Raw genomic sequence first — 24,473 nt, 5'->3', positions numbered from 1 at the left:
TGCGGCCGCCGCGCGCAGACGCGCGCGGCGGCGCTTTTCTGTGGCCTCTCCCCTGTCGCGGGAGTGGGCGGCGCTCCCCTTTGGGCGCGCCCCGGCGGTCCGCAAGCCGGCCCATCGCTGTGCTCTGGGACCGGCTCCTCCGCTCCGCTGCGGCCTTGCAGGTGCGGGCCGCCTCCCTGGGCGCGCCCGGTGGGTCGCATCTCGCCGCCCACCCCCGCTCCGGGGAGGCCATGCGGGTTTTGGGGCGGTGCAGGAGGATAGCCATGCGCCAGAAGTTCGACCGCCGCGCGCGGGGAGAGGCCGGGGAGAAGCCCGCAGAGCCTCGCGCCAGCCTTTATGACGAGGTAACCAACCGGATCATCTGCGAGCTTGAAGGGGGCCGCATCCCTTGGGTTCAGCCTTGGGGCAGCGCGGAGACCGCAACCCCCGGCCTGCCACGCAATGCCGTGACCGGACGCAACTATTCCGGAGTCAATGTGCTGATCCTGTGGGGCGCGCTGTTCGAGCATGGCTATGCCTCGCAAGGCTGGCTGACCTTCAAGCAGGCCCGAGACGCCGGGGGCTGCGTCCGCAAGGGCGAGCACGGCATTACCGTCGTCTATGCCGACCGTTTCACCCCCGAGGCCGAGAAGGAACGCGCGCGCGAAAGCGGCGAGGATGCCCGCAGCGTGCCGTTCCTCAAGCGGTTCACCGTGTTCAATCTCGCGCAATGCGAGGGATTGCGCCCCGGCCTCGCACCCGATCCCGAGCCGCTGCCCGAACGTGAGATCGTCCCCGTCGCCGAAGAGGTCATCGCCGCATCCGGCGTCGAATTCCGCATCGGCGGCAGCAAGGCCTTCTATGTGCCGAGTGCGGACTATGTGCAGGTGCCCCCGCAACCGGCTTTTTACGAGCAGATCAATTTCTACCGGACGGCCTTGCACGAATTGTGTCACGCCAGCGGCCACCCGTCGCGCCTCAACCGCAATCTGACCAACAGTTTCGGCAGCAAGGATTATGCGCGCGAAGAATTGATCGCCGAAATGGGATCGGCCTTCCTCTGTGCCGCGCTCGGCATCGTGCCGACTGTTCGCCACGCCGATTACATCGCGTCATGGCTGGAAGTGCTGCGCGAGGACAACCGCGCGATCTTCCGCGCCGCGAGCGCCGCGACCAAAGCCGCCGACTGGCTGCTGACCCGCCATGCCGAAGCTGGCGAGCGACACGAACGGAGGGCGGCATGATCCTCCTGACCCCCGATCTTCGCTTCGCCTTGCGCGCCAATGACATCAACCGGCGCGCCGCCGCGAGAGCCGAGCAGCCCGAGCCGGACCCGGCTCCGGTCGTCAAATTCTTCAACCCGCTGGGCGCGGCAACATGGCTGTTCACCGAGCTTGATGCCGATGGCGATACCCTGTTCGGCTTGGCGGATTTGGGCTTCGGCACCCCGGAATTGGGCAGTGCCAGCCTCTCCGAGATCGCCAGCGTCCGCCTGCCGTTCGGCATGGCGATCGAGCGCGATATCGCGTTCGCAACGAGCCATCCGCTTTCAGTCTGGGCCGAATGGTCGCGCCGCGCCGGTTCGATCCTCTGGGCCGAAACCCTGCTGCGCCGCGCCGCAGCCAACGAGCTTCCGCCAGCAGGCGGATGACGCAGGCGGGCGTTTCCCGTCAACGGTAAGCCGGTCCGCCGCTCCCGGAAAGAAGGACGGACCGGCGCTCACAAGGAGCGTGTAAGATGGAACTCCAATTTATCGAGCTTGGCAAGCTGACCATCAGCAAGGCCAATATGCGCTACGCCAAGAAGGCCCCGGACGTGTCCGACATCCTGCCGACCGTGCGCAAGCGCGGCGTCATCGTGCCGGTCCTCGTCCGCCCGAACGGCACCCCCGAAACCTTCGAGATCGTCGCGGGCGCGCGGCGTTTCACCGCCGCCAGCATCGTCGCCGACGAGCGCCGCGCCGAGGGACAGGACGCGGAGCCGATGCCCTGCGCCATCCTGTCAGACAGCGACGACGCCGATGCCATCGAGGCGTCGCTGATCGAGAATATCGCGCGATTGGACGCCGATGAAGTGACCCGCTGGGAAACCTTCACCCGGTTGGTCAGGGAGGGCCGCGACGTGGCGGACATTTCCACCACCTTCGGCATTCCCGAGCTTGGCGTGAAGCGCATCCTTGCGCTGGGCAATCTGATGCCGCGCATCCGCAGCATCTATGCCAAGGGCGAGATCGACGCGACCACCGTCCGCCATCTGACCATGGCGAGCAAGAGCCAGCAGCGCGCATGGCTGGCGCTCTACGACGATGCGGACGCCTATGTTCCGACCGGCCACCAGTTGAAATCGTGGCTGTTCGGCGGGCAGTCGATCCCGGTCAAGCACGCGCTGTTCGAAACCGATGGCATGACCGGCATCGTCGCCGATCTGTTCGGCGAGGATCGCTATTTCAGCGATGCCGATGCGTTCTGGACCGCGCAGAACGCCGCCATCGAGGCGCGCCGCGACGACTATCTCGATGCCGGTTGGTCCGATGTCGTGATCGTCCCGGCCGGTGAGCATTTCTCGTCATGGGAATATGAGAAGGCGCCAAAGCGCAAGGGCGGGCGCGTCTATATCGACGTGCGCGGCAATGGCGAAGTGACCTTCCACGAAGGCTATGTGACCCGGAAAGAGGCTCGCCGTCTGGAAAAGGGCGAGCCGCTGAACACCGGCCACAAGCCGCCCCGGCCCGAGGTGACGAGCACGATGCAAACCTATATCGACCTGCATCGCCACGCCGCCGTGCGCGCCCAGCTCACCCGGCATCCCAAGGTCGCGCTGCGCCTGATGGTCGCCCATGCCATCGTCGGCTCGCACCTGTGGAATGTGAAGCCCGAGCCGCAGACCACCCGCAACGATGCGGTGCGCGAAAGCGTCGAGACGTGCCGGGGCGAGGCCGATTTCGACGAGAAGCGCCGCGCCGTCCTGTCGCTGCTCGGCTTCTCGGCCGAAGAACCGACCGTGACCGGCGGCAATGGTGACGGGTTCGGATTGGTCAGCGTCTTACTGGCATTGCTCGACCTTCCCGACCGCGCCGTCATGGACGTGATCGCCATCGTGATCGGCGAGACGATGGCGGCGGGGAGCGCCGCCGTCGAGGCGGCAGGCCAGCAGATCGGTGTCGATATGGCGCGCTACTGGCAGGCGGACGACGCTTTTTTCGAGTTGATCCGCGACCGCGAGGTCTTGACCGCTATCGTTGCCGAGGTCGCGGGCGACATGGTGGCGCAGGCCAACAAGGGCGAGAAGTCCAAGACGCTCAAGGCCATCGTCATGAACCATCTCACCGGGGCCGATGGCCGCGCCAAGGTGGAGGGCTGGGTGCCGAAATGGATGGCGTTCCCGCCCAGCGCCTACACGCAGCGCGGCGGCGTCGGCACCGTCGAGAAGGCGGCATCGGTCGCGGCGGCGCGGCTTCCCGACGATCCCGATCCCTGCGATCCGGGCAAGGTGCTGGCGCTGCCCACGCCCGCATCGGAACCGCAGGCCGAGCCCGAGCGCGAGGCGGCGTGATGCCCTTTGGGGATGGCGGTGCGCCGCCATCCCCTTTTCCTTGGTGGAGGACATCATGACCCCCGAGCGCCCGAGCTACATGCTCGAACTGCAATATCCGCACACATCCGGGCACAGCAGCATCTGGTCCGAATATGGTACCTATCGCAGTTTCGAACGGGCGATGACGAAGGCCGCGCTGCAAGCGCGGCCCTGCCGCCTCGTCGAATATCGCGTCGTCTGGCGGTCGATCCCGATCCGCGTGGGTCGCCGCCGAACCTAAAAAATCGGCCGCGTGGGCGCGCTGCAAGCAGCGCCGCCCACGCGGCTTATTCCGAGTTTGACCACTCTCGCTCCCAACTATAGGCCAACTTCACACCTATGACTCCGAGGATGTGACCAGGATGGTCGATGAACAACGTGAGACTTTGCTGACCCTCACTGCTGACATCGTTGGGGCACATGTCTCCAACAATAATGTCCCAGTCGCCGATCTTCCCAGCCTGATCACGCGCGTTCATGAGGCGTTGAACGGCCTCGGTGCCGCCCCCGTCGCGGCCGAACTGGAGGCGAAGCCCGCCGTCTCGGTGCGCGCTTCGGTCAAGCCCGATCACATCGTCTGCCTCGAAGACGGGAAGAAGATGAAGATGCTCAAGCGCCATCTTGCGACGGATCACGGCATGACCCCGCAGGACTATCGCGCCAAGTGGAATCTCCCCGCCGACTATCCGATGGTCGCCCCCAATTATGCCGCACAACGCAAGGAGTTGGCGGTCAAGATCGGCCTCGGGCGCAAACCCAAAGTGGCCGCCGCGCCTCAACCCGCCGCACAGGACGTTTCGCCACCAAAGCGCCGCGCGCCGCGGGCCAAGAAGTCGGTTGAAACACGTCCAGCCGAGTCCTGAGCACGCCGGACGCCTCTTTGTCGGGGCGGGCGTTTCTGCTATGTTCCGCCGCCTTTCGGAGCATGTGCTTATGATCCTGGGCCTGTTTCTTTCTACCGCCGGCATCCTGCTTTTTGCCTGGGCGATGCTCCGGCTCGCCGTCTTCGCGCTGCCGGTGTGGCTCGGCTTGTCGCTGTTCGTATGGTCGGTAATGGGCGAGACGGGCGTTCTTGTCGGCCTCTTGCTTGGTCTTGTCGTCGGTGTGGCGGCGTTCGTGGTGGGGCAGCTTATCATCGGATCCCGGCTGCCGGTTCTGGTGCGGGGCAGCGTCGCCGCTCTGTTCGCCATCCCCGCCGGGATGGCCGGATTCAGCGTGGTATTGGGGCTGATGACGCTCGGCGGCGCAGGCGCGCTCGCGACCGCCATCGTCGCCGGGATCGGCGCAGCAATGATCGGTCTGGCCGCGTTGGTCAGCCTGGTATCGCCCGCGCCGCCGTCCTCGCCCGGTCTTCGGCCGGAAGCGATCGAGCGGAGAATATCGGCCGGCCGATGACCCGCCAGGCTGGGCGCAGTGCGATTGTCGCCGGGCTCCGAAGCGTTCGCCCCGCATAGAGACGGCGGTGGCTGAGGCCTGAGTGGGTGTTCCGGTTGGTGGCAACCGACGAGCGCCGCCCCGTCTCCAGCGCGGGGCGTGAGACGGGCCAAGATGCGATTCACCGATCGCAGCGAGGCCGTTTCGCGGCCGGTCCATCATGCACCGGATTGCGAGGATGGCGCGGTGGTCCCGCTCGCGCAGCCGTGCTCAGCGACACCTGGCCGTGCCGGAAGAGGCAGCCGGTTTCTTCGGTCCGCCTGAGACCACCGCCCCGCCTAATCCTGTCGGCGGGCTCTCTTTCCGGCGCTGGATCGCGCGCGTGAACCCAGCCATGAATGGGCGAATCGCAGATCGCAGATCGCGCTTGCGCCACCTCGCTCGCGCGCATCCGATCATCCCGTGCAATCGGTCCTGATCCCGTCCCGCGATCCATTCGCGGCTGCAGGGCATCGACCTGGAATGGCCGCGCCCGCGCGAAACCATCGCGGCGAACTGATTTCCCCGCCCGCTGGCGCGGGCTCCTCGCGGCCGGCTTCGCCTTCAAATCAGCCCGCCGCTCCGGTCCTCCGCTCCGCTTCGGCCCTCACGGGTTCGCGCGGTCGCTCTTGCCATTCCCACGGTCTACCCATCGCCCCGAACGGTTCGTGGGCGAGTTTGAAGGAGACCGAAAATGCCTGCCATCGGATATGTCACCCGCAACGAAGACGGCTTCAAGGGCCAGCTGCGTACCCTGTCGATCCGGACCGATGTCGAGATCGTCCCCAACCGCTCCAAGAGCCACGAAAGCCACCCCGACTACCGGGTGTATTGCTCGGGCTCGGAGGTCGGCGGCGGCTGGATCAAGACCGGCGAACGCTCCGGCAAGGACTATGTGTCGCTGAGCATGGCGGCGCCGGAGTTCGGCCCGCGCAAGCTCTACGCCAATCTCGGTCGCGCTGCCGGACAGGACGACGAGGACGCCTTCGCCATCATCTGGAACCCCGCCGACTGACCCGCAAACGCCCCGCGTCCTCACCGGCGCGGGGCGCTTTCTGCATGGAGACCGACGATGAATCACCGCATCGCCATCATTCAAATCTATCGGGTCGAGCGCCGGATCGAAATCGACGCGGAGGGCGCCACGGCGGAAGAAGCCTGCATGTCGGCCGAGCTGGGCATCGTCGATACGCCCGCTTTCGACGATCCCGGCTGGACAGAATACCGCACCCTCGAAAGCGATACGATCCATCCGGCTTGAGATGGATCGCCCTCTCGCATCCCCAGTCCACACCATCGGGCGGGGGAGATTTCTTGCTCAGCAGTGCCCAGTATCCGGCGATGCGTGGGCCGCCTCAAGGACGACGGCCCCTCCAATTTTGCTGCGCAAAATCGGTTCCTCCGTCGCCGCTGACGCGGCCGCTTCGCGGTCCTTGACCCGGCCCACGCATCGCCGGGCGCGACCCCTGTCTTGCGACAGACAGGAGGTTATCATGTCGATCGAACAGCAAATCGAGGAGCTTCGGGCCGAGCTTTCGGCGTGTCTAGATGACGTCGAGCGGGCGCAGATCGAGGCAGAATTGGAGGCCGCGAGAGCGCTTCTTCGGGAGCAGGAAGCGGCAGTCGAAGCATATCACGGATAGCATGGGAGGCATCGGTTCGAGGGCTTCCAGCGGCGTCGGCCAGGCGTCGTTGGAGGCCCTTTTTGCATGGTCGCCTGGTGGTGGAGGACGGCGCTGTTGCAGGAGTGGTAAGATCGAAAGAGCGGAAATGGCGGTAGGGCGCGTAAGGCAAGATAGAGAAGCTATGGCACTGTTCGCCTACGACGACAGGCCATAAGCTATTGTCTGCACATCGTTTTCTTCATGCGCGCAACAGTGCCATGGCCGATTCGACAGTGCCAGTGGCGCGGAAAGGCGCGGATTTCCGCCATTCCTGGCGGCACCGATTTTCAGCTTTCCCGCTCTCGCGCATGGTCGGGCTTTTCCAGCCCCGGATGGCCCGCACCATGACCAGCGACGACGATTTCGAACCGCGGCTTGGCCGCATGCGCGCCGGCGGCAAGGGCAATGGCAAGCGAGCGCGCAAGTTCCTGCACCGTGTCCTCGCCGCCGCCAATCTGGCGCGAGGCGGTGCGCCGATCGTGGCCCGGCGCAGCGGTTTCACCGGCACCCGCATCGGCCGCGCTGCGGGCGTCGGCCGCGTGCTCTCCGCGCGCGATCGCTTTGCAGCCTTCCGCCAGCGCCGCGTCATTGTGAAGGCTCGACTCATTACGCTTCGCGGCAAGGGCTTCGGCGCCGCCCAAGCCCATCTGCGCTATGTCGAGCGCGACGGCACGACGCGTGATGGCGGGCGGGGCCAGCTCTATGGCGCGGAGACCGACAAGGTCGATCGCAACGCCTGGCTCGAGCAGGCGAAGGACGACCGCCACCAGTTCCGCTTCATCGTCAGCGCCGAGGACGGGGCCGACTATGAGGATCTGAAGCCGCTCACGCGCCGGCTCATGACCCGCATGGAAGAGGATCTCGGCACCAGGCTCGATTGGGTGGCGGTCGATCATTTCAACACCGGCCATCCTCACACCCATATCATCGTGCGCGGCAGGGATGATCGCGGCAAAGACCTGATCATCGCTCGCGACTATATCAGCCACGGCCTGCGCGAGCGCGCTTGCGAACTCGTCGATCTCGATCTCGGCCCACGCAGCGACGACGCCATAGAGCAGCGCTTGCGCGCCGAGGTTGGACAGGAACGGCTGACCAGTATCGACCGGTCGCTGATCCGCGACGCCGAGGCGAACGTGCTGGCCAGCTCGGCCATTCGCGGTGCCTTCGACCAGTCGATCCGCGTCGGGCGTCTCAAGACGCTGGAGCGGCTCGGCCTCGCCACGCAGATGGGTGCGACGCACTGGCGGCTCGCGCCCGACCTTGCCGACACGCTGCGGCGCATGGGCGAACGCGGGGATATCATCCGCACTATGCAGCGCGCCTATGCCGCACGCGGCGATGCGCCCGCGATCGCCGACCAGGCCATCTATGATCCCGCCGCACCCGATGCCCGCCCGCTCGTCGGGCGGATTGTCGAACGCGGTCTCTCCGACGAGATCAACGATCGCCACTATCTGATCGTCGAGGCGACCGACGGTCGATCACATTACGTTGCGATCGGACGCGGCGAGAATCTTGGGCCCACCCATCCTGGGTCGATCGTACGGATCGTGCCCGCCGAGCATGGCGTCCGCCAGGCCGATCGCACCATCGCCGAGGTCGCGGCCACGAACGACGGGCGCTACACGATCGACGCGCATCTGCGCCATGATCCGTCCGCCACCGAAGCCTTCGCCGAAACCCACGTCCGCCGTCTCGAAGCGATGCGGCGGCTTACGCGCAACGTCGAGCGCGAGCCGGACGGATCGTGGGTCATCGCACCCGATCATCTGGCGCGCGCCGCCGCCTACGAGATGGCGCGCGCGTCGGATCGTCCCGTTGCGATCGACATGCTGTCATCGCAGTCGCTGGACAAGCTCGTCGGTGCCGATGCAGCGACCTGGCTGGACAAGGAACTGGTGGCCGTGTCTCCCGAGCCGCTGCGCGATGCCGGTTTTGGCCATGACGCGTGCATCGCCAAGGACCGGCGCCGGCAGTGGCTCGTTGCCGAACAGCTCGCGGACGAACGGGATGGGCGAACGATCTATAGCGCGAACATGATCGCCACGCTGCAGCGGCGCGAGCTTCTGCGTGTCGCGGGGCAACTTTCGGATGAACTGGGGATACCGTTCGCGGAGGCGCGCACGGGCGATCCGATCGAGGGCCGGCTCGGCCGGATGGTCGAGCTCACCAGCGGTCGGTTCGCGCTGGTGGAGAAATCGCGCGAATTCACTTTGGTGCCGTGGCGGCCGGTGCTCGAGCGCCAGATCGGCAAGCCGGTCGCAGGCATCATGCGCAGCGAGGGGATCAGCTGGACCATCGGCAGGCAGCGGAGCGGGCCCAGCATTTCGTAGGAAGGCTAGACACGATCATTATGTGAAGGCGAAGCGGGTCACATAAAATACCGGAAGTGGTAGGCGCTGCTTCCTAGCCCGTTCATCCGCTTCAGAACACGGGACAAGACCTTGGCATAGCCCATCGTCACCGGAAGCGGATCGTATAAGCCGTCGTTATTCCAGTTCATTTTCGAGAGCGCAAGGACGGAGCGCGCGGTGTCATCCCAGCTACCATGACCGGCATGTCTAACAAGCCGAATAGGCTGAGGTGTGCTGCGACTGCCCTGAAAATAGGTGCGATTATTGAGCACTACGGCGCCATGAACCCACAGCAGCGCTTCGCGCTCACCGATCCCGATAAGCGTGCCGCGCTTGATCGGGAAACCATCTGCAACCTGCTTTTCGGGATCCTTGCGATCGCGTTCCCAGCGGACGCCCCGCCACCCCACATCCTCGACCACCTGGACGAGGTCAATTGCTTCGCAGGTTGGCAGCGCGTCGAAGCAGCCGAGCGCCTCCTCTTCCTTAAACTCGGTCGATTTGTGGATCATGACTCGTCGCGGCGAGACCCCGCCGTGCCGGCGGCGATAAAGCTGCATTGAGCGCGTGATCACGCGGAACATCTCGCGTCGGCTGAGGAAGGGGTTTTCCCGTTGAACCTCCACGTCGTTGGTGTCGTAGGCGACAAATTCTAGGCCCGAGCCATCAGCGTCGAAGACCTGGCTGCAGCAGGTCACGAACCGTGGACGGTCGGACTCGACCGGACGAACCGAATAGGAAATCCCGATATAGGCGGTCTCGGGATCGACATCGGCGAGCTTCCAAGGAACGCCGCCGGCCTTGGCGTAGAGGGCGAGGCCGAGACGCCACATCACGCTGGCGCGGCAGGAATAGGCGATCGCCTTGTCCTCGCGGACGATCTGGAGCGGGATGCCGCGGGCTGCGGTATAGGCCTTTAGATGATCGTGGAGATCGAAGTCGTCCGCGGCGCCCTTGAAGCCCGGCTGCCAGCGCTGCGGCAGGTAGATATAAAGAACGTCGAAGTCCGTGCGGAAGGCCTCTATCTGCTGGATCGCGCGTACCAGTCGGTCGGCGAGGAGCAGGTGCGGCATTTCCGCATCACGCAACAGCGCGTCGAGGTCCGGCTCCAGCTCGACCCGGCATCGCTTGGCTGCAGCCGTCTTGCGCGTGCCGAAGACGGTCGCGAAGCCAGGCCAATCGGGCAGATAGTCGGAACGCTCGCGCGGTTTGAACGACTGGTCGAGCTCGCGCATGAAGCCGAACAGAGGCTCGGATTCTTTGTGCGGCGCGATCGTCGCGATCTGAATCGGATTCGAGGTGAAGAAGGCGTTGGAGTAGGGTCCGAACCGCGCCAGCCCGCGCAGCGGATGAATGTCGCGGTCTGCTGTTCGATCAGGGTGAAAGACGAGGTCCGCTTCGGGAAACCAGATGGCGGGTCCGATCTCACTGGTCATGGCTGGACCGATCGGGCGAAGGCGGTGTCGCGGTCGAGCGTGAATGACGCATCCATGCCGTCGCCAATGTTGAGCGCCCGCAACCCTTGTCCGGCCAGTCGCCGGGTCCAGAAATGAATCAGCTTGTCCACATCCCTGTTGTAGCGCTTGACGGTGCGCTCGCGTGCAAAGTCGGCCGCTTTCGCCTTGGTTTCCGGCGTCACCCCGTCGAAGATGATCCGTGGATCGGCAAGCAGCCATAACCGTTCGTCAGCCCAGTCCAGCCGGACGGCGACGCCCTCGCGCCATCGAATTTCCGGATGGTCGCGGATCGTCCCTTCGACGCGGCCCGTAATCTCTGCAAGCTTGCGCCACGCATCGTCAGCCGGATCGGCGGGTGCGAGCAAATCGGCATTTCGCTGGCGAACAGCGTCGAGCCCCTTGGCGGCGCTGAGCGCGAGAATGAGAGCCTCGCGCAACAGCCCGCGCTCATGCGAGTCGTAGCGCATGCGGCGCATCTCAAGTGGCGCGACATCGAAATCTGTGATGCCAAAGCGGCCGAATACTTTCCGGAAAGCATCGTCGCTACCAAAGCCGAGCACGCCGAGACGGGTGCGCGTGACCACGAGCGGGGCTTCACCCGCGCTCACCGCATCGCGAACTTCTCTCACGCCACCGATCGTGCACACGACCTTCCGGCAGTTAGTTGGGCGCGCAGTCACCTCGATCGCGTTGAGACGTATGATCGGCCAGCCGCGATTGCCCGCCGGCACCGGCGCCGGGGAAAAGCGCCGCCGCTCCTGACCGAGCGCCTCGAGCTGGGTCGTGTCAAACGTCCCGACCTGGCGTACGAGATCGCTCATGATCTCGTCGAAATTGTCAATTCGCACGAGCGAGGCTTCCACTCCCGCTGCGGCCGCCTTCTCAAGGAGGGCCACCACGCGTGGCAATGGCGGCCCGTCACCGCGGTGAAGCCAAAACAGGCCCCCAGGAAAGGCATTGGGCTTTACGAGCGAGGCCTCGAAAACGTCCATGATCGAATCGTCACGACCGCTATAACCGGCGACGATCAGCCCGAACCGGCCGCAATTATCCTCAAGCTGGGCGCCAAGTTGCGCGTCCTGATGGCGCAGTTCGTCGGCCGTGTTCTTGAGGCGTCGAGAGCGGAAGTCGCCGTGGAGCTTGATCTCGATCGGGAAACTTTGTGCGGCGATCTGCTGGCCCGCTAGCGTTGGGCTATCGAGTCCGACTATGTTGAGGTTGAGCGTCGTTCCGAACGTCTTGGCGCAGGCGTCGCTCAGAAGATGGTCGAAGTTGGTGGTCCAGACGAGGTTCGCATGGCCGGCCTTGAGCATGGCCGCGAGGGCCAGATGGCCATAAGCAAGCTTGGCACCTTTGATCATCGCGAGAATGAACGCCTGGCGATCCTTCTCGGCCGGATAAGCGGCCTCGAAGAGCGCGGCATATTCGTCAGGCGAACCAGGTGGCGGCAAACTGTCCGATGCGGCGACATGCGAATCAAGAAGCTGCTGGATCGATGGATCGGCAAGGTCCGCTACGCTTTCCGTAGACACCTTTCGTTGGGCCACGAACAGATCGCGCTTGAAGCGCCAGATCATGTCCCAGGCGGTCGGGATGCCGGCAGAGGCCGACACGCCTGCACCGAGAAACCACATGAGCTGGCCCACGCGCATTGAGAAGCGGCGTGCGAAGTCGTCCGAGGGAATTTCCGGGATAGTCGTTTCGCCTTCCATATGAACCTGACTAACGTAAGCGCGTGCGATGACCAGCACGATTTCGCCTTTTGTTCTTGATTGGCGGGCGCCTTTCCCCCGCCCTGCTGGAGCAAGGGGTAGATTCTTTGAGCAGGGTTCGCTCCCGGTACCTCCTCAGGGAGATTCTCCTTGATCAAGGGCGGAGCGCACCGCAGCGACAAATTCCGGAAGATCCTTCTCGAGCCAGGCGAGCAGCGTCTCGATGGTCGCCGGCGGATTGCGATAGCCTGCGACCTGCTTGCGAAGAGCGGTAAGGACCGCCTCGGGCATGGCTGCAAAGCGATCGCGCAGAAAGGTGTCCGGTCCGATAGCGGCGATACCTGCGGGAAGAGGTTCGAAATCCTTGAGATTGGCGGTGACGATCAGTGCTGCGCCGCAACGGGCAGCGGCCGCTGCGACGTGGCGATCCTTGGGATCATTTTGCATCGTCAGCTCGAACGGCTTCCAATCCTCAACCGATGACTCCGGGAAGGCCATGTTCATTTGCGCGACCAGCCGATCGGCCTGCGTCGGAGATATGCGATGTTGCTCGACGAGGTTGCGCGTCATTTCCTCAAGAATGCGGTCTGACCAATGCGCGCGGAAGCCACCTGCGGCCGCGACACGCAGCAACGTGTCACGCAGGATCATCGGAAACAAGATGTTGGCGTCGAGAACAGCGATCGGAATCATGGGAGCTGACTATTCCTTTGCGGCCTTGGTTCGCCGCGGCCGAGCCTTGATCGGCTTGGCTGGCATGTCCTGGGTCTCGTCTGCCTTGCGTTTGGCGGCGTTGATCTTGGCGTGGGCGCGAGTCACATCGTTCGCCCCGACGTCAATCGCACGCTCCAAGAAGGCGCTCATCGTGGAGTCCTGAAGACCGCCCAGACCCAGCGGGTCATACGGTCCCTTGCCCTGTGCCTTCTTCTTCTCCCACAGATTGAGGAGCACGATATTGGGATTGGGCAGGAAGGCCAGCCCGAACTTCTGATCGCCGCTTGCCTTGATTTCGACGAACCCGAAGCTTTCCAAAAGCTTCATGCGCTCCTGCCAGCCGCGGATGCCGCGAGCGCCGGTGAAGCCCGATGCGTAAGGCAGGTCCGTCGATCGCCCGAGACGGACGAAGCCGTTGTCCCAGGTCGCGCAGAAGAGCGCGAAATAGGTCTGTCCGAGGGGCTTGCCCTTCGACAGCTCATCGAGCGCACGCATCAGAAGCGGCATCGTCTTCGGGACGGTGGCAAAGCCGTGGTGCTTGGCGCGGTCCCAGAGGCGATCGGCTGCATCCTCGAAATATGTGTCACGCAGCTCAATGTCCTTTGAGCGGACCGCCTTCCCTTTTAAAGTCGCCATTCCTTATTCCTTTGACTTCGATATACTGCTTATCTCATATAAAAATGCACAAAAACAGAGACATACGGATGGCGTATTATCTGCCCCGCGACATCGAATCGGCGCTGAAGAAGTAACAAAATGACTCATATGAGTCACGAAGCCATGCCGCGTGGGCGGGTTATGCGGCAAAAGGTGCCAGAAAAACAGAGTGTTTCCTGGAGGTTAGGCGAGATCGATATGTGCTCCGGGTGCTACTGTGCTACACTGTCCTAACCTGTGCTCCGATGTGCTCCAGTCGGGGGATCGGGCAAGGGGGCGAAGCGGGTTGCGTTTGGGACGTTTATCGCCCATATATTCCTTATGAAGACAGCTCGAACCCCTGAACGGCGCAAGGGCCACAAGGCGGTCGCTTCCTATGGCGGCGAGCGCGTTGCTGTTACGCGTCTCGCGGGTATGCTGAAGACCGCCCGTAGCGCCAAGCCACGCCAGATGGTGCAAGTCGTCGACGAGAACGGCCAGCATATGGAGTTGCCAGCGCCGCTGGCGGACGTGATGGCGCGCGCTGCATCGTTGATGGCGGAGGGCCGCCACGTGTCGGTCATCGCCGATGACGAGATGCTGACGACCCAGCAGGCTGCGGTTCTTTTAAACGTTTCGCGACAATATGTGACGCGGCTTGTGGATCGAGGAGCGTTGCCGGCGACCAAGGTTGGCAGTCACCGGCGACTTCGCGTGCGTGATGTCGAAGCATATCGATTAGCCCGGGACATCGATCGTGATCGGGCACTCGACGAGCTCGCGTCGCTTAGTCAGGGCATGGAGGGGTACGGGTTGGGCCGGTGAGAACAGACGCCCAAAGGGGAGAGGGCGCGCGATGGAAACGATCGGAAGTCAGAAGATCTGGACGTTTCCTGGCCGATCGACTGCCATCGAGCCATTGACGTGCAGCGCCATTCGCAAGGAGCCTGCGCATAAAGTTGGCACATACATGGAGCTGGCGACAAAGGTCGCTGAGCTCCAGTTTCGCAATCGCGACTTTGTCCTGATGTTTCGTGGACAGAGTGGGGATCATCGGAACCGCTCGAATTACACTTCGCTCAAAGCGACTCTTTTGCGAGCAATGACATCGAATAAGATCCCGACAGAATCTGAACTCGACCGACGGTTTGCCAAGCTTATCGAAGCCGAACGGGCCTTGGTTGCCGAATATGATCAGCGTAAGCTGCTTGGGCGCGATCGTCTAAGGCGTCAGCGGATACTCCGCTGGGCTATTCTTCAGCATTATGAAGTCTGCCCCACACCTTTGCTTGACGTAACACAATCCCTTCGCATCGCGGCCTCCTTTGCTTCCCACAATGCGAACGGCGAAGCATTTGTTTTCGTGCTCGGCATTCCGCATGTAAGCGGCGCGATCACGGCCAGTGCGGAAGCGGGGCTACAAATCGTGCGCCTCGCGAGCGTATGTCCCCCGTCGGCGGTAAGACCCCATATCCAGGAAGGTTATTTGCTCGGTGAATATCCTGATTGTGCGGATGCCGAGCAGAAGCTGCATTATTCACACGCCGAAATGGATTTCGGCCGCCGCCTGATCGCAAAGTTCCGTTTCGAGCCAGCGCGTTTTTGGGATAAGAGCGGCAACTTCCCAATGGTCGGTGAAGCCGCGCTTTATCCTCGATCATCGCAAGATCCCATGTTCGAGCTGGCGACCGCGGTAAAGGCGGCGATCAGCGAACATTCGGTATAAGCGCTAGATGCTCGCGCAAGTGCTTGCCGACACGATGGAATAGAAGCCGGCTTCCTGATCACGCGAACGCTGGCGAGGATCAGCTATTTTAGCCTTTGTCCGAAACATACCGCATATTTCAGACAAACATGTCCGCTCATCTGAGTGGGCCGAGATCCTGGGGAAACAGCGTCGGGAGCGAATGCCTGGTGCCTCCATGCTCATCGCGGATATCGAAACACCGTAGCCGTTCAACTAATTGCCGAGTGATTTCGCCAACCGCGGCATGTCGTCGACATCGGTCGGAGCAGGCCAGGCCGTCGAGCAGCGAAGGAGCGGCGGTGGACAGCGCCACCTCAAGGTGCAGTGCGAGTGTATGATCATCGACTCGGGTCATGCGGCATTGGAACAAATAAGGAACAATTAGTCAATTGGGGTCCCTGACCACCGACATGTCGGCGGAAAGGGGGGCTGTGTCGGCAGTAAGGCTCTAACGCTCCGCCGCGCACCGATGCGATTCTTATCCGGTCAGGACGATCCGTCCTTCCCGGAGCAAAATCGTGACGCCCACCAAGCTTCTGATCGGCCAGATCATCGTTGTTTTCGCCATTGTGATCGCGGGCATCTGGTTCGCGACCGAATGGGCGGCGTGGAAGCTGGCCTGGCAGCCCGAGCTGGGACCGCCCTGGTTTATCATCGGCGATTGGCCGTTCTATCGCCCCTGGGCGATCTTCCTCTGGTGGTATCATTTCGATGCTTATGCGCCGCATGTGTTCGATCGCGCGGGCACGATCGCCGGCGCCAGTGGGTTTGTCGGCTGCGGCGCGGCGATCGCGGGATCGTTGTGGCGTGCCCGCCAGGCGCGGCACGTCACCACCTACGGTTCGGCCCGCTGGGCGACGGTGCGCGAAGTCGAGCGCGCCCGGCTGCACCGCGACGCCGGCGTCTTCCTCGGCCGGCTGGGACACCATTATCTTCGCCATGACGGACCGGAGCACGTCATGGCTTTCGCGCCTACGCGGTCCGGCAAAGGCGTTGGCTTGGTCGTGCCGACATTGCTCGGCTGGACCGGCTCGGCGGTCATCCACGACATCAAGGGCGAAAACTGGAGCCTGACGGCGGGCTTCCGGTCGCGCTTCTCGCATTGCCTGCTGTTCAACCCCACCGACGGGGCTTCCGCCAAATACAATCCTCTGCTTGAGGTCCGCCGCGGCGAGAACGAAGTCCGCGACGTTCAGAACATCGCCGACATATTGGTCGACCCGGAAGGGGCGCTCGAGCGGCGCAACCACTGGGAGAAAACCAGCCACTCGCTGCTTGTCGGCGCGATCCTGCACATTCTCTACGCCGAGGAAGAGAAGACGCTGGCGCGCGTCGCGACCTTCCTATCGGACCCACAGCGCCCGTTCGCCGCGACGCTCAAGCGGATGATGACCACCAACCATCTCGGCACCAAAGAGGCGCCGCAGGTCCATCCCGTCGTTGCCAGCGCGGCCCGGGAGGTCCTCAACAAGTCCGACAATGAGCGCTCGGGCGTCCTGTCGACGGCGATGTCGTTTCTCGGCCTCTATCGTGATCCCACCGTCGCCGAGGTCACATCGCGGTGCGACTGGCGCATCTCCGATCTCGTCGAGGCGAAACAGCCGGTCTCGCTCTACCTGGTCGTACCGCCGTCCGACATCAGCCGGACCAAGCCGCTTATCCGCCTGATCCTCAACCAGATCGGCCGACGCCTGACCGAGAAGCTCGACGCCGAGAGGCCCCGGGGCCGCAAGCACCAGCTCCTGATGATGCTCGACGAATTCCCTGCGCTCGGCCGGCTCGACTTTTTCGAGACCAGCCTCGCCTTCATGGCCGGGTACGGCGTGCGGGCCTTCCTGATCGCCCAGTCGTTGAACCAGATCGAAAAGGCTTATGGCGAGCACAATTCGATCCTGGACAACTGCCACGTCCGCGTGGCCTTTGCGACCAATGACGAGCGCACGGCTCGCCGGATCTCCGACGCTCTGGGGCAGGCGACCGAGCAGCGCGCGATGCGCAACTATGCTGGCCACCGGCTCGCGCCTTGGCTCGCACACGTCATGGTCAGCCGTCAGGAGACCGCGCGCCCGCTGCTGACGCAGGGCGAGGTGATGCAGCTCCCGTCAACCGAAGAACTGGTGATGGTCGCGGGGCTCGCGCCAATCCGCGCCGCGAAGCTGCGCTATTATGAGGATAGCACCTTTACGGCCCGCGTCCTCCCGCCACCCGCTCTGGGAGCCACCCGCTATGCCGACGCGCCACCACCGCGCTCGAACGACTGGGGCTGCCTGGCCCGGCGTCCTGACGCCCGGCTTGCCCGCGCCGAGGACGATCAGTCTACAGCCGAGGATGGCGGCCTTCAGCAGGAGCGGCATCCCGGCATCGAGCCGGCTCCGGTCAAACCCGAGCCGCCCAAGCAGCTCGATCTTCCCGATCTCGAGCGCGACGACACCGACGCCGCCGCCGACAAGCGTACGATGGACCGCGTTCGCACGTCGCTGGTGCGTGCCGATGCCATGAACCAGGGTCGTGACCGCGACCTGCTGCCGGGCATGTAAGCCATGAAGGTCCGGCAGAACCTCTATATCGACCAGAGCCTGAGCGACGCATTGGAGGCGTTGGCGTTGCGCCCTGGCGGCAACAAGTCGCGGATCGTCAATGAAGCGCTTGGCGCCTGGCTGGCGCGGCGCGCGACCAAGGAGGTCGACGATCTGCTCAAGCCCCGGCTGGACCGCATCTCGCGCGAGATCGGTGCATGCCGCCGCGACGTCGAGGTCGTGCTCGAGGCCTTGTCGCTGTTTGTGCGCTACCAGCTAACGGTTACCGCGCCGCTTTCCGAGGCGGACACTGCGGCCCGCGCGGTCGGCAACGAACGGTTCGAGCGGTTTATCGCCCAGCTCGGTCGCCAGATCGCCGGTGGCAAGCGGACTCTCGCCGCGGCCGATGCCGATGGAGATGGTCGATGAGCGGCTCCCCGATCTCGGGCGAGCGGCGCCGCGCCATGCTGCGCACGGCCATGGGGCCGGCAATCGCCGCCGCGCTCGCCGATCCGCGCGTGATCGAGGTGATGGTCAATCCCGATGGCGCGCTGCGCGTCGACATCTTGGGCGAAGGCCGCGTCGATACCGACGTCCGCATCGAGCCGGCGCAGGTCGAGCGCATCATTCGCCTGGTCGCCAGCCATGCGCGCAGCGAGGTTCACGCCGACAAGCCGATCGTGTCGGCCGAGCTGCCGCCACACGACGACAGCGCCGGCGAGCGGTTCGAGGGCGTGCTGCCGCCCGTCAGCCTTTCGCCCTGTTTCTCGATCCGCAAGCCTGCCGCGCGCATCTACACGCTGCTCGACTATGTGACGGACGGGATCATGTCGGCGCAAGCCGCGCGGATCCTTTCGCTCGCTGTGGTCGATCGCAAGAATATCCTCGTCGTCGGCGGCACTTCCTCGGGCAAGACGACATTGGCGAACGCCTTGCTCGCTGAAATGGCCCATCTCGACGAACGCGTGATCCTGATCGAAGACACGCGCGAGCTGCAATGCGCCGCGCCCGATGTGGTCGCGTTGCGCACGCGCGCGGGCAGCGTGACGATCGCCGATCTGGTGCGCTCGACGCTCCGCCTGCGCCCCGATCGCATAATCGTCGGCGAAGTGCGGGGCGCCGAGGCGCTCGACATGCTGAAAGCCTGGAACACCGGCCACCCCGGCGGGATCGCCACAGTGCATGCCAATTCGGCGCTCTCCGCGCTCTACCGGGTCGAGCAGCTGGTTCAGGAGGCCGTCGTCAGCGTGCCGCGCCCGCTGATCGCAGACGCGATCGACCTCATCGTGTTCATCGCCGGCCGCGGTCTTGCCCGCCGGGTCCAGACGATCGCGCGTGTCGTCGGGCTCGATCCGGACGGTGGCTACGGCCTCATCGACATCACCCCCCAAGCCCAATCCCAACCTCTCGTCAAAGGAGACTAACCATGCGTGCGCGTGCCCTGAATATCCCCGATCGCCGTTCTTGCCTGTTCGCCGGCGCCTTCATCGGCATAGGCATCACCATCGCGAGCAAGGCTCACGCCGCCGGCACCGGCATGCCGTGGGAGCAACCGCTTCAGCAGGTGCTCGATTCCGTTCAGGGGCCAGTCGCCAAGATTATGGCGGTAGCGGTCATCGTCCTGACCGGCCTGACCTTGGCGTTCGGCGAGACCGCAGGCGGCTTCAGGCGGCTGATCCAGATCATCTTCGGCCTGTCGATCGCCTTCGCGGCGTCGAGCTTCTTCCTCAGCTTCTTCAGCTTCGGCGGCGGAGCGCTGATCGCATGACTATCGGCAGCCAAAGTGCCGGCGGCCATATCGAGGGCTTCGAGGTTCCCATCCACGGGAGCCTCGGAGCGCCGATTCTCCTGGGCGGCGCACCGCGGGGGCTTGCGATCGTCAACGGCACGCTCGCCGCGGCGATCGGGCTCGGCCTGCAGCAATGGATCGCCGGCATCGTCGTCTGGGCGGTCGGGCACAGCATCGCCGTGTTCGCAGCGCGGCGCGATCCCGCCTTCGCACCCGTGCTCGTCCGCCATCTTCGCCAGCGGAGTTACCTCGCATGCTGAGCTTGCGCGAATATCGGCACGGCGCCGATAGGCTAGCCGACCATTTGCCCTGGGCTGCATTGGTCGCCGAAGGGATTGTCCTCAACAAAGACGGCAGTTTTCAGCGCACGCTGGCGTTCCGCGGTCCCGATCTCGAGAGCGCGACCGAGGCCGAGCTCATCTCCGCCTGCGCACGCGCCAACAATGTGCTCAAGCGCTTCGGCACCGGCTGGGCCTTGTTCTTCGAAGCTGAGCGCCAGGAAGCGCTGGGCTATCCCGACAGCCGGTTTCCCGATGCGGCGTCGTGGCTCGTCGATCAGGAACGCGGTGCTCGCTTCGAGGCCGAAGGTGCGCATTACGAGAGCCGCTATCACCTGACGTTGACCTGGCTTCCCACCGCCGACGGCGCCGATGCCGCCGGTCGTTCGCTGGTCGATCGACCCGATGCCGATCGGGGCCGCGACTGGCGCAGTGCATTGACGAGCTTCATTGCCGAGACCGATCGCGCGCTCGACCTGTTCACCGCCTTCATGCCCGAGGTGCGGGCGCTCTCCTCGGCCGAGACGCTGACCTATCTGCATGGCTGCATTTCGGGCCGTCGCCATCCCGTGACCGTGCCAGACACGCCCATGTATCTGGACGGCCTGCTCGCGGACACGCCGTTGGTCGGCGGGCTCGAGCCTATGCTGGGCAGCCGCCATATGCGCACGCTGACGGTCACCGGCTTTCCCAACATGAGCCGGCCGGGAATACTCGATGCGCTCAACGAGGCCGACTTCCCCTATCGCTGGGTCACCCGCTTCATCGCGCTCGACAAGCAGGACGCCACCAAGCTGCTGACCAAGGTCCGACGGCAGTGGTTCAACAAGCGAAAGTCGATCACCGCGCTGCTGCGCGAGGTGCTCTACAACCAGCCCGTCCAGCTGCTGGATTCGGACGCCGACAACAAGGTCGCCGACGCCGATCTCGCGTTGCAGGCACTCGGCGGCGATCATGTCGCGTTCGGCTATCTGACCGCGACCATCACCGTCTCGGACGAGGACCGCGCCCGCGTCGAGGACAAGATCCGGCAGGTCGAGCGGATCACGGGCGGGCTCGGCTTCACGACGATCCGCGAGGGGGTAAACGCGGTCGAAGCCTGGTTGTCGTCGCTGCCGGGCCATGCCTATGCAAACGTCCGTCAGCCGATCGTCCACACGCTGAACCTTGCCCATCTCATGCCGCTCTCGAGCGTATGGGCCGGCCCGACGCGCAACGCGCATCTCGACGGCCCGCCGCTGCTGTTCGCGCAGACTGCCGGCTCCACGCCATTTCGGCTCTCCACCCATGTCGGCGACGTCGGCCACGAGATCATCATCGGCCCCACCGGTGCGGGCAAGTCGGTCCTGCTGGCCTTGCTGGCACTCCAGTTCCGCCGCTACCCCCAAAGCCAGGTCTACATCTTCGACAAGGGCTTTTCGGCGCGTGCGGCGGTGCTCGCCATGGGCGGCGCCCACCATGCACTGGGTCTTGGATCGGACGCGGGCCCGGATTCGGAAGGCGCGCTGGCTTTCCAGCCCCTGCATCGGATCGACGATCCTGCGGAACGCGCCTGGGCTGCCGAATGGATCGCGGCTTTGCTCGACGCCGAGAAGGTCACGGTCACACCCGAGGTGAAGGACGCTGTCTGGTCGGCGCTGAACAGTCTGGCTTCCGCGCCGCCGCAGGAGCGGACGATGACGGGGCTGGCGCTGCTGCTCCAATCCAACGCGCTGCGCACCGCTATCCAGCCCTACACGCTCGATGGTCCGCACGGGCGTCTGCTCGATGCGGCGGAAAGCGGCCTCGCCTTCGCCGACGTGCAATGCTTCGAGACCGAAGCGTTGCTGGGCCAGGCCAGCGTCTTGGCGCCGGTGCTCACCTATCTGTTCCATCGGCTCGAAGAGCGCTTCGACGGACGGCCGACGCTGCTGATCCTCGACGAGGCCTGGATCTTCCTCGACCATCCATTGTTCGCGGCCCGCATCCGCGAATGGCTGAAGACGCTCCGCAAGAAGAATGTCGCGGTGGTCTTCGCGACCCAAAGCCTCGCCGATATCGCCGGCAGCAGCATCGCGCCTGCCATCATCGAAAGCTGTCCCCAGCGCATCTTGCTGCCCAACGATCGCGCGATCGAACCGCAGTCGCGAGCCGCTTATGAGCGGTTCGGGCTCAACGACCGGCAGATCGAGCTGATCAGCCGCGCCACCCCCAAACGGCATTATTATCTCCAGTCCGCGCGAGGCAATCGGCTGTTCGAGCTGGGGCTTGGCCCGATCGCGCTGGCGCTTTGCGGCGCGTCCGATCCCGCCAGCCAGAAGCGGATCGATGCGATCCTCGCCGAACATGGCGCGGACGGCTTCGCCGCGCAGCTCCTCCAATCCGCTGATCTCGATTGGGCGGCCGATCTGCTCGGCGATTTTCCCGAGCCATCTGCCTGACCGGCTTTCCCCACCCTCAACCCAAGGAGAACGACTATGAGAAAATCTATCCCCCTCAAGAAATATCTGATCGCCGGGTCGCTCGGCCTCGCCGCCATCGGCGCAGGCGTGACAAGCCTGCTGGTGCCGAGCCAGCCGGCCCAAGCCATCGTCGTGTTCGATCCGTCGAACTACGGTCAGAACATCCTCACCGCCGCGCGCACGCTCGAGCAGATCAACAACCAGATCCGCATGCTGCAGAACCAGGCGCAGAGCCTGCTCAACCAGTCGCGGAACCTGACCACCATCGGCTTCCCCGAATTGCAGGCGCTCCAGCAAACGATCCAGCAGATCGATCAGCTGATGGGGCAGGCCCAGGGCATCCAGTTCCGCGTCGCTGGCCTCGACCAGCAGTTCCGTTCGATGTTCCCGACGAGCTTCAATGCGGCGCTGACCAACAACCAGCACGTCATCGATGCGCGCAGCCGCCTCGATACGTCGATGGCAGCCTACAGGCAGACCATGACGGTGCAGGCGCAGGTCGTCGAGAATATCTCCGCCGACCAGGCGACGCTGGCCGGCATCGTCCAGCGCAGCCAAGGCGCCGAAGGGGCGCTCCAGGCGCAACAGGCGAGCAACCAGCTGCTCGCCCTCGTCGCCAAGCAGCAGTTCCAGATCCAGACGCTTATGGCAGCGCAATACCGCGCCGATGCGATCGAACGCGCCAACCGTAACCAGGCGCAGAGCGACGCGCAGGGCGCGACCACCAAGTTCCTCGGCTCCGGTAACGCCTACACCCCCCAGTAGGCCGAACCGGAATGGACGGCGGTGATCTCCTCTCAATCGCCGCCGTCGCCGCGGAGCTCGGTCGCCCCTTGCTCCCCCGACCGGGCTCTGCGGCATCTTTTTCTCTAGCCATTGGACGCGACGCACATGGGTGATCTCAACGTCATAGATCAATTCATGCAGGCCTTCATCCGCTACATCGACAGCGGATTCGGGCTGCTTGGCCCGGACGTCAGCTTCTTGAGCCGCACGCTGATCGCGCTCGACATCACGCTGGCCGGCCTGTTCTGGGCCTTGGGGGGCGAGGACAATGTGCTCGGCCGCCTGATCCGCAAGATCCTCTATATCGGCGCCTTCGCGTACATCCTGAACAGCTTCTCGACGCTGTCCGACATCATTTTCCGCTCATTCGCCCAAGCCGGCCTGACCGCTGGCGGAGGCACCTTGACGGCAGCCGACCTGCTCAAGCCAGGCCGGCTCGCCGGCACCGGGTTTGCCGCAGCTTGGCCGTTGCTCGTTCAGGTCAAGCAGCTGATGGGGTTTACCAGCTTCTTCGACAATTTTCTGACGATCGTGGTGCTGCTCGTGGCCTGGGTGATCGTGATCCTCGCCTTCTTCATCCTCGCGGTGCAGATGTTCGTCACGATCCTCGAGTTCAAGCTGACGACACTCGCGGGCTTCATCCTCGTGCCGTTCGCGCTGTGGAACCGCACCAGCTTCCTCGCCGAACGCGTGCTCGGCCATGTCGTCAGCTCCGGTATCAAGGTGATGGTGCTCGCCGTCATCGTCGGGATCGGCTCCAACTACTTCACCCAGTTCACCACTGCCCTGCAGGGCCAGGAGCCCGACATAGGACAGGCGATGAGCCTCGTGCTCGCCAGCCTCGCGCTCTTCGGGCTCGGCATCTTCGGTCCGGGCATCGCCTCCGGCCTCGTTGCCGGCGCGCCGCAGCTCGGCGCGGGCGCCGCACTCGGCACTGTGCTTGGCGCGGGCGGCATCATGTATATGGGCGGAGCTGGCGCCGTGGGCGCCGCGCGCGGCCTTGCCGCCGCCGGCCTCGGCGCCGTGCGTGCCGGCACCGCGATGGGCTCGGCCGCATCGACCGCCTACAAGCTCGGACAGGAGGGGGCCGGTTCGTCGAGCGTTGGCGCGGGCCTTGGCGGCATGGCGAGCGCGGCCGGCGGCGCGGCCCGCTCGCGCATGTCCGCCGCTTTCGGGCTCGGCGAAGCCGCCGAGTCCGGTCGGCAGGCGGCATCCAATGCGCTCACCAACAGGACTGCTGGCGGCGGAACCGATGGCGATGGCGGTTCGTCATCGATGCCCGGATGGGCGCGGGCGATGAAAGCTCAGCAATCCGCCCGTCATCACCGCCAGACCGCGATGCATGCGGTCAGCCAGGGCGACCGCGGCGGCCATGGCGCAACCCCTGACATCAAGGAAAAGGACGACTGAC

Annotated in this window: 24 protein-coding genes; 20 read left to right on the top strand and 4 right to left on the bottom strand. The window is 64.6% G+C overall.

Annotation, left to right across the window (positions count from 1 at the left end):
- Positions 1–263: 263 nt before the first annotated feature.
- From ACGGKE_RS14765 to rlxS, 10 genes are all read left to right on the top strand, one after another.
- Entirely contained in the window at positions 264–1,223 is a 960-nt protein-coding gene (locus tag ACGGKE_RS14765) for an ArdC family protein (RefSeq protein ID WP_394438993.1), read from the top strand.
- Complete coding sequence (locus ACGGKE_RS14760; RefSeq protein WP_394438992.1) at positions 1,220–1,630, top strand: DUF2958 domain-containing protein; 411 nt, start codon at positions 1,220–1,222, stop codon at positions 1,628–1,630. The genes ACGGKE_RS14765 and ACGGKE_RS14760 overlap by 4 nt, the downstream gene beginning before the upstream one ends.
- 86 nt (positions 1,631–1,716) lie before the next feature.
- Positions 1,717–3,531, top strand: coding sequence for a ParB/RepB/Spo0J family partition protein (locus tag ACGGKE_RS14755; RefSeq protein ID WP_394438990.1), 1,815 nt, complete (start codon positions 1,717–1,719; stop codon positions 3,529–3,531).
- Positions 3,532–3,586: 55 nt separating this feature from the next.
- Positions 3,587–3,793 carry a hypothetical protein gene (locus tag ACGGKE_RS14750; RefSeq protein WP_394438989.1) on the top strand — a complete coding sequence of 69 codons (207 nt, stop codon included), beginning with the start codon at positions 3,587–3,589 and terminating at the stop codon, positions 3,791–3,793.
- A gap of 121 nt (positions 3,794–3,914) precedes the next feature.
- A complete protein-coding gene (locus tag ACGGKE_RS14745) occupies positions 3,915–4,415 on the top strand; it encodes a MucR family transcriptional regulator (RefSeq protein WP_394438988.1) in 501 nt (166 codons plus the stop codon).
- Positions 4,416–4,485: 70 nt separating this feature from the next.
- On the top strand, positions 4,486–4,947 hold the full coding sequence (locus ACGGKE_RS14740; protein WP_394438986.1) for a hypothetical protein: 462 nt from the start codon (positions 4,486–4,488) through the stop codon (positions 4,945–4,947).
- Between the two features lie 712 nt (positions 4,948–5,659).
- Positions 5,660–5,980, top strand: coding sequence for a DUF736 domain-containing protein (locus ACGGKE_RS14735; protein WP_394438985.1), 321 nt, complete (start codon positions 5,660–5,662; stop codon positions 5,978–5,980).
- A 57-nt stretch (positions 5,981–6,037) separates the two neighbouring features.
- Positions 6,038–6,226, top strand: coding sequence for a hypothetical protein (locus ACGGKE_RS14730; RefSeq protein ID WP_394438984.1), 189 nt, complete (start codon positions 6,038–6,040; stop codon positions 6,224–6,226).
- Positions 6,227–6,458: 232 nt separating this feature from the next.
- A complete protein-coding gene (locus tag ACGGKE_RS14725) occupies positions 6,459–6,608 on the top strand; it encodes a hypothetical protein (RefSeq protein ID WP_394438983.1) in 150 nt (49 codons plus the stop codon).
- A gap of 365 nt (positions 6,609–6,973) precedes the next feature.
- On the top strand, positions 6,974–8,965 hold the full coding sequence (gene rlxS, locus ACGGKE_RS14720; protein ID WP_394438982.1) for a relaxase/mobilization nuclease RlxS: 1,992 nt from the start codon (positions 6,974–6,976) through the stop codon (positions 8,963–8,965).
- A gap of 38 nt (positions 8,966–9,003) precedes the next feature.
- On the opposite strand, the gene ACGGKE_RS14715 is transcribed toward rlxS, so the two are convergent.
- From ACGGKE_RS14715 to ACGGKE_RS14700, 4 genes are all read right to left on the bottom strand, one after another.
- Positions 9,004–10,422: a hypothetical protein gene (locus ACGGKE_RS14715; RefSeq protein ID WP_394438981.1), complete on the bottom strand. Its 1,419-nt coding sequence runs from the start codon at positions 10,420–10,422 to the stop codon at positions 9,004–9,006.
- Entirely contained in the window at positions 10,419–12,194 is a 1,776-nt protein-coding gene (locus tag ACGGKE_RS14710; RefSeq protein WP_394438979.1) for an SIR2 family protein, read from the bottom strand. The genes ACGGKE_RS14715 and ACGGKE_RS14710 overlap by 4 nt, the downstream gene beginning before the upstream one ends.
- A gap of 96 nt (positions 12,195–12,290) precedes the next feature.
- On the bottom strand, positions 12,291–12,848 hold the full coding sequence (locus ACGGKE_RS14705; protein ID WP_394438978.1) for a PIN domain-containing protein: 558 nt from the start codon (positions 12,846–12,848) through the stop codon (positions 12,291–12,293).
- A 9-nt stretch (positions 12,849–12,857) separates the two neighbouring features.
- The gene (locus ACGGKE_RS14700) at positions 12,858–13,505 is read right to left on the bottom strand and encodes a hypothetical protein (RefSeq protein ID WP_394438976.1); all 648 of its coding nucleotides are present in this window, start codon (positions 13,503–13,505) and stop codon (positions 12,858–12,860) included.
- 342 nt (positions 13,506–13,847) lie between these two features.
- On the opposite strand from ACGGKE_RS14700, the gene ACGGKE_RS14695 reads away from it, so the two are divergent.
- From ACGGKE_RS14695 to trbL, 10 genes are all read left to right on the top strand, one after another.
- Positions 13,848–14,330 (top strand): helix-turn-helix domain-containing protein, encoded by a 483-nt coding sequence (locus ACGGKE_RS14695; RefSeq protein WP_394438975.1) that lies wholly within the window; start codon positions 13,848–13,850, stop codon positions 14,328–14,330.
- Between the two features lie 31 nt (positions 14,331–14,361).
- Entirely contained in the window at positions 14,362–15,231 is an 870-nt protein-coding gene (locus ACGGKE_RS14690) for an FRG domain-containing protein (RefSeq protein WP_394438974.1), read from the top strand.
- A 539-nt stretch (positions 15,232–15,770) separates the two neighbouring features.
- Entirely contained in the window at positions 15,771–17,789 is a 2,019-nt protein-coding gene (locus ACGGKE_RS14685; RefSeq protein WP_394438973.1) for a conjugal transfer protein TraG, read from the top strand.
- A 3-nt stretch (positions 17,790–17,792) separates the two neighbouring features.
- The gene (locus tag ACGGKE_RS14680; RefSeq protein ID WP_394438972.1) at positions 17,793–18,197 is read left to right on the top strand and encodes a CopG family transcriptional regulator; all 405 of its coding nucleotides are present in this window, start codon (positions 17,793–17,795) and stop codon (positions 18,195–18,197) included.
- Positions 18,194–19,192, top strand: coding sequence for a P-type conjugative transfer ATPase TrbB (gene trbB, locus ACGGKE_RS14675; RefSeq protein WP_394438971.1), 999 nt, complete (start codon positions 18,194–18,196; stop codon positions 19,190–19,192). The genes ACGGKE_RS14680 and trbB overlap by 4 nt, the downstream gene beginning before the upstream one ends.
- 2 nt (positions 19,193–19,194) lie before the next feature.
- Positions 19,195–19,536, top strand: a complete 342-nt coding sequence (locus ACGGKE_RS14670; RefSeq protein ID WP_394438970.1) for a TrbC/VirB2 family protein — start codon at positions 19,195–19,197, stop codon at positions 19,534–19,536.
- Positions 19,533–19,817, top strand: coding sequence for a conjugal transfer protein (locus ACGGKE_RS14665; protein ID WP_394438969.1), 285 nt, complete (start codon positions 19,533–19,535; stop codon positions 19,815–19,817). The genes ACGGKE_RS14670 and ACGGKE_RS14665 overlap by 4 nt, the downstream gene beginning before the upstream one ends.
- Complete coding sequence (gene trbE / locus ACGGKE_RS14660; protein WP_394438968.1) at positions 19,811–22,255, top strand: conjugal transfer protein TrbE; 2,445 nt, start codon at positions 19,811–19,813, stop codon at positions 22,253–22,255. Before ACGGKE_RS14665 ends, trbE begins: the two co-directional genes overlap by 7 nt.
- Before the next feature lie 36 nt (positions 22,256–22,291).
- The gene (trbJ, locus tag ACGGKE_RS14655; protein ID WP_394438967.1) at positions 22,292–23,041 is read left to right on the top strand and encodes a P-type conjugative transfer protein TrbJ; all 750 of its coding nucleotides are present in this window, start codon (positions 22,292–22,294) and stop codon (positions 23,039–23,041) included.
- A gap of 126 nt (positions 23,042–23,167) precedes the next feature.
- A complete protein-coding gene (gene trbL / locus ACGGKE_RS14650; protein ID WP_394442052.1) occupies positions 23,168–24,472 on the top strand; it encodes a P-type conjugative transfer protein TrbL in 1,305 nt (434 codons plus the stop codon).
- Position 24,473: the final 1 nt, after the last annotated feature.

Origin of the sequence: Sphingobium naphthae, from assembly GCF_043589935.1 — a bacterium.
In the GTDB taxonomy this organism is placed as follows: domain Bacteria; phylum Pseudomonadota; class Alphaproteobacteria; order Sphingomonadales; family Sphingomonadaceae; genus Sphingobium; species Sphingobium naphthae_A.
Note: the sequence above shows the minus strand (reverse complement) of the source record. Positions and strands in the feature narration are given on the sequence as shown.

Excerpts from the sequence above, each read along its gene's own strand:
- ACGGKE_RS14765 (WP_394438993.1), top strand. The coding sequence starts at position 264 with ATGCGCCAGAAGTTCGACCGCCGCGCGCGGGGAGAGGCCGGGGAGAAG.
- ACGGKE_RS14760 (WP_394438992.1), top strand. The coding sequence starts at position 1,220 with ATGATCCTCCTGACCCCCGATCTTCGCTTCGCCTTGCGCGCCAATGAC.
- ACGGKE_RS14755 (WP_394438990.1), top strand. The coding sequence starts at position 1,717 with ATGGAACTCCAATTTATCGAGCTTGGCAAGCTGACCATCAGCAAGGCC.
- ACGGKE_RS14750 (WP_394438989.1), top strand. The coding sequence starts at position 3,587 with ATGACCCCCGAGCGCCCGAGCTACATGCTCGAACTGCAATATCCGCAC.
- ACGGKE_RS14745 (WP_394438988.1), top strand. The coding sequence starts at position 3,915 with ATGGTCGATGAACAACGTGAGACTTTGCTGACCCTCACTGCTGACATC.
- ACGGKE_RS14740 (WP_394438986.1), top strand. The coding sequence starts at position 4,486 with ATGATCCTGGGCCTGTTTCTTTCTACCGCCGGCATCCTGCTTTTTGCC.
- ACGGKE_RS14735 (WP_394438985.1), top strand. The coding sequence starts at position 5,660 with ATGCCTGCCATCGGATATGTCACCCGCAACGAAGACGGCTTCAAGGGC.
- ACGGKE_RS14730 (WP_394438984.1), top strand. The coding sequence starts at position 6,038 with ATGAATCACCGCATCGCCATCATTCAAATCTATCGGGTCGAGCGCCGG.
- ACGGKE_RS14725 (WP_394438983.1), top strand. The coding sequence starts at position 6,459 with ATGTCGATCGAACAGCAAATCGAGGAGCTTCGGGCCGAGCTTTCGGCG.
- rlxS (WP_394438982.1), top strand. The coding sequence starts at position 6,974 with ATGACCAGCGACGACGATTTCGAACCGCGGCTTGGCCGCATGCGCGCC.
- ACGGKE_RS14715 (WP_394438981.1), bottom strand. The coding sequence starts at position 10,422 with ATGACCAGTGAGATCGGACCCGCCATCTGGTTTCCCGAAGCGGACCTC.
- ACGGKE_RS14705 (WP_394438978.1), bottom strand. The coding sequence starts at position 12,848 with ATGATTCCGATCGCTGTTCTCGACGCCAACATCTTGTTTCCGATGATC.
- ACGGKE_RS14700 (WP_394438976.1), bottom strand. The coding sequence starts at position 13,505 with ATGGCGACTTTAAAAGGGAAGGCGGTCCGCTCAAAGGACATTGAGCTG.
- ACGGKE_RS14695 (WP_394438975.1), top strand. The coding sequence starts at position 13,848 with ATGAAGACAGCTCGAACCCCTGAACGGCGCAAGGGCCACAAGGCGGTC.
- ACGGKE_RS14690 (WP_394438974.1), top strand. The coding sequence starts at position 14,362 with ATGGAAACGATCGGAAGTCAGAAGATCTGGACGTTTCCTGGCCGATCG.
- ACGGKE_RS14680 (WP_394438972.1), top strand. The coding sequence starts at position 17,793 with ATGAAGGTCCGGCAGAACCTCTATATCGACCAGAGCCTGAGCGACGCA.
- trbB (WP_394438971.1), top strand. The coding sequence starts at position 18,194 with ATGAGCGGCTCCCCGATCTCGGGCGAGCGGCGCCGCGCCATGCTGCGC.
- ACGGKE_RS14670 (WP_394438970.1), top strand. The coding sequence starts at position 19,195 with ATGCGTGCGCGTGCCCTGAATATCCCCGATCGCCGTTCTTGCCTGTTC.
- ACGGKE_RS14665 (WP_394438969.1), top strand. The coding sequence starts at position 19,533 with ATGACTATCGGCAGCCAAAGTGCCGGCGGCCATATCGAGGGCTTCGAG.
- trbE (WP_394438968.1), top strand. The coding sequence starts at position 19,811 with ATGCTGAGCTTGCGCGAATATCGGCACGGCGCCGATAGGCTAGCCGAC.
- trbJ (WP_394438967.1), top strand. The coding sequence starts at position 22,292 with ATGAGAAAATCTATCCCCCTCAAGAAATATCTGATCGCCGGGTCGCTC.
- trbL (WP_394442052.1), top strand. The coding sequence starts at position 23,168 with ATGGGTGATCTCAACGTCATAGATCAATTCATGCAGGCCTTCATCCGC.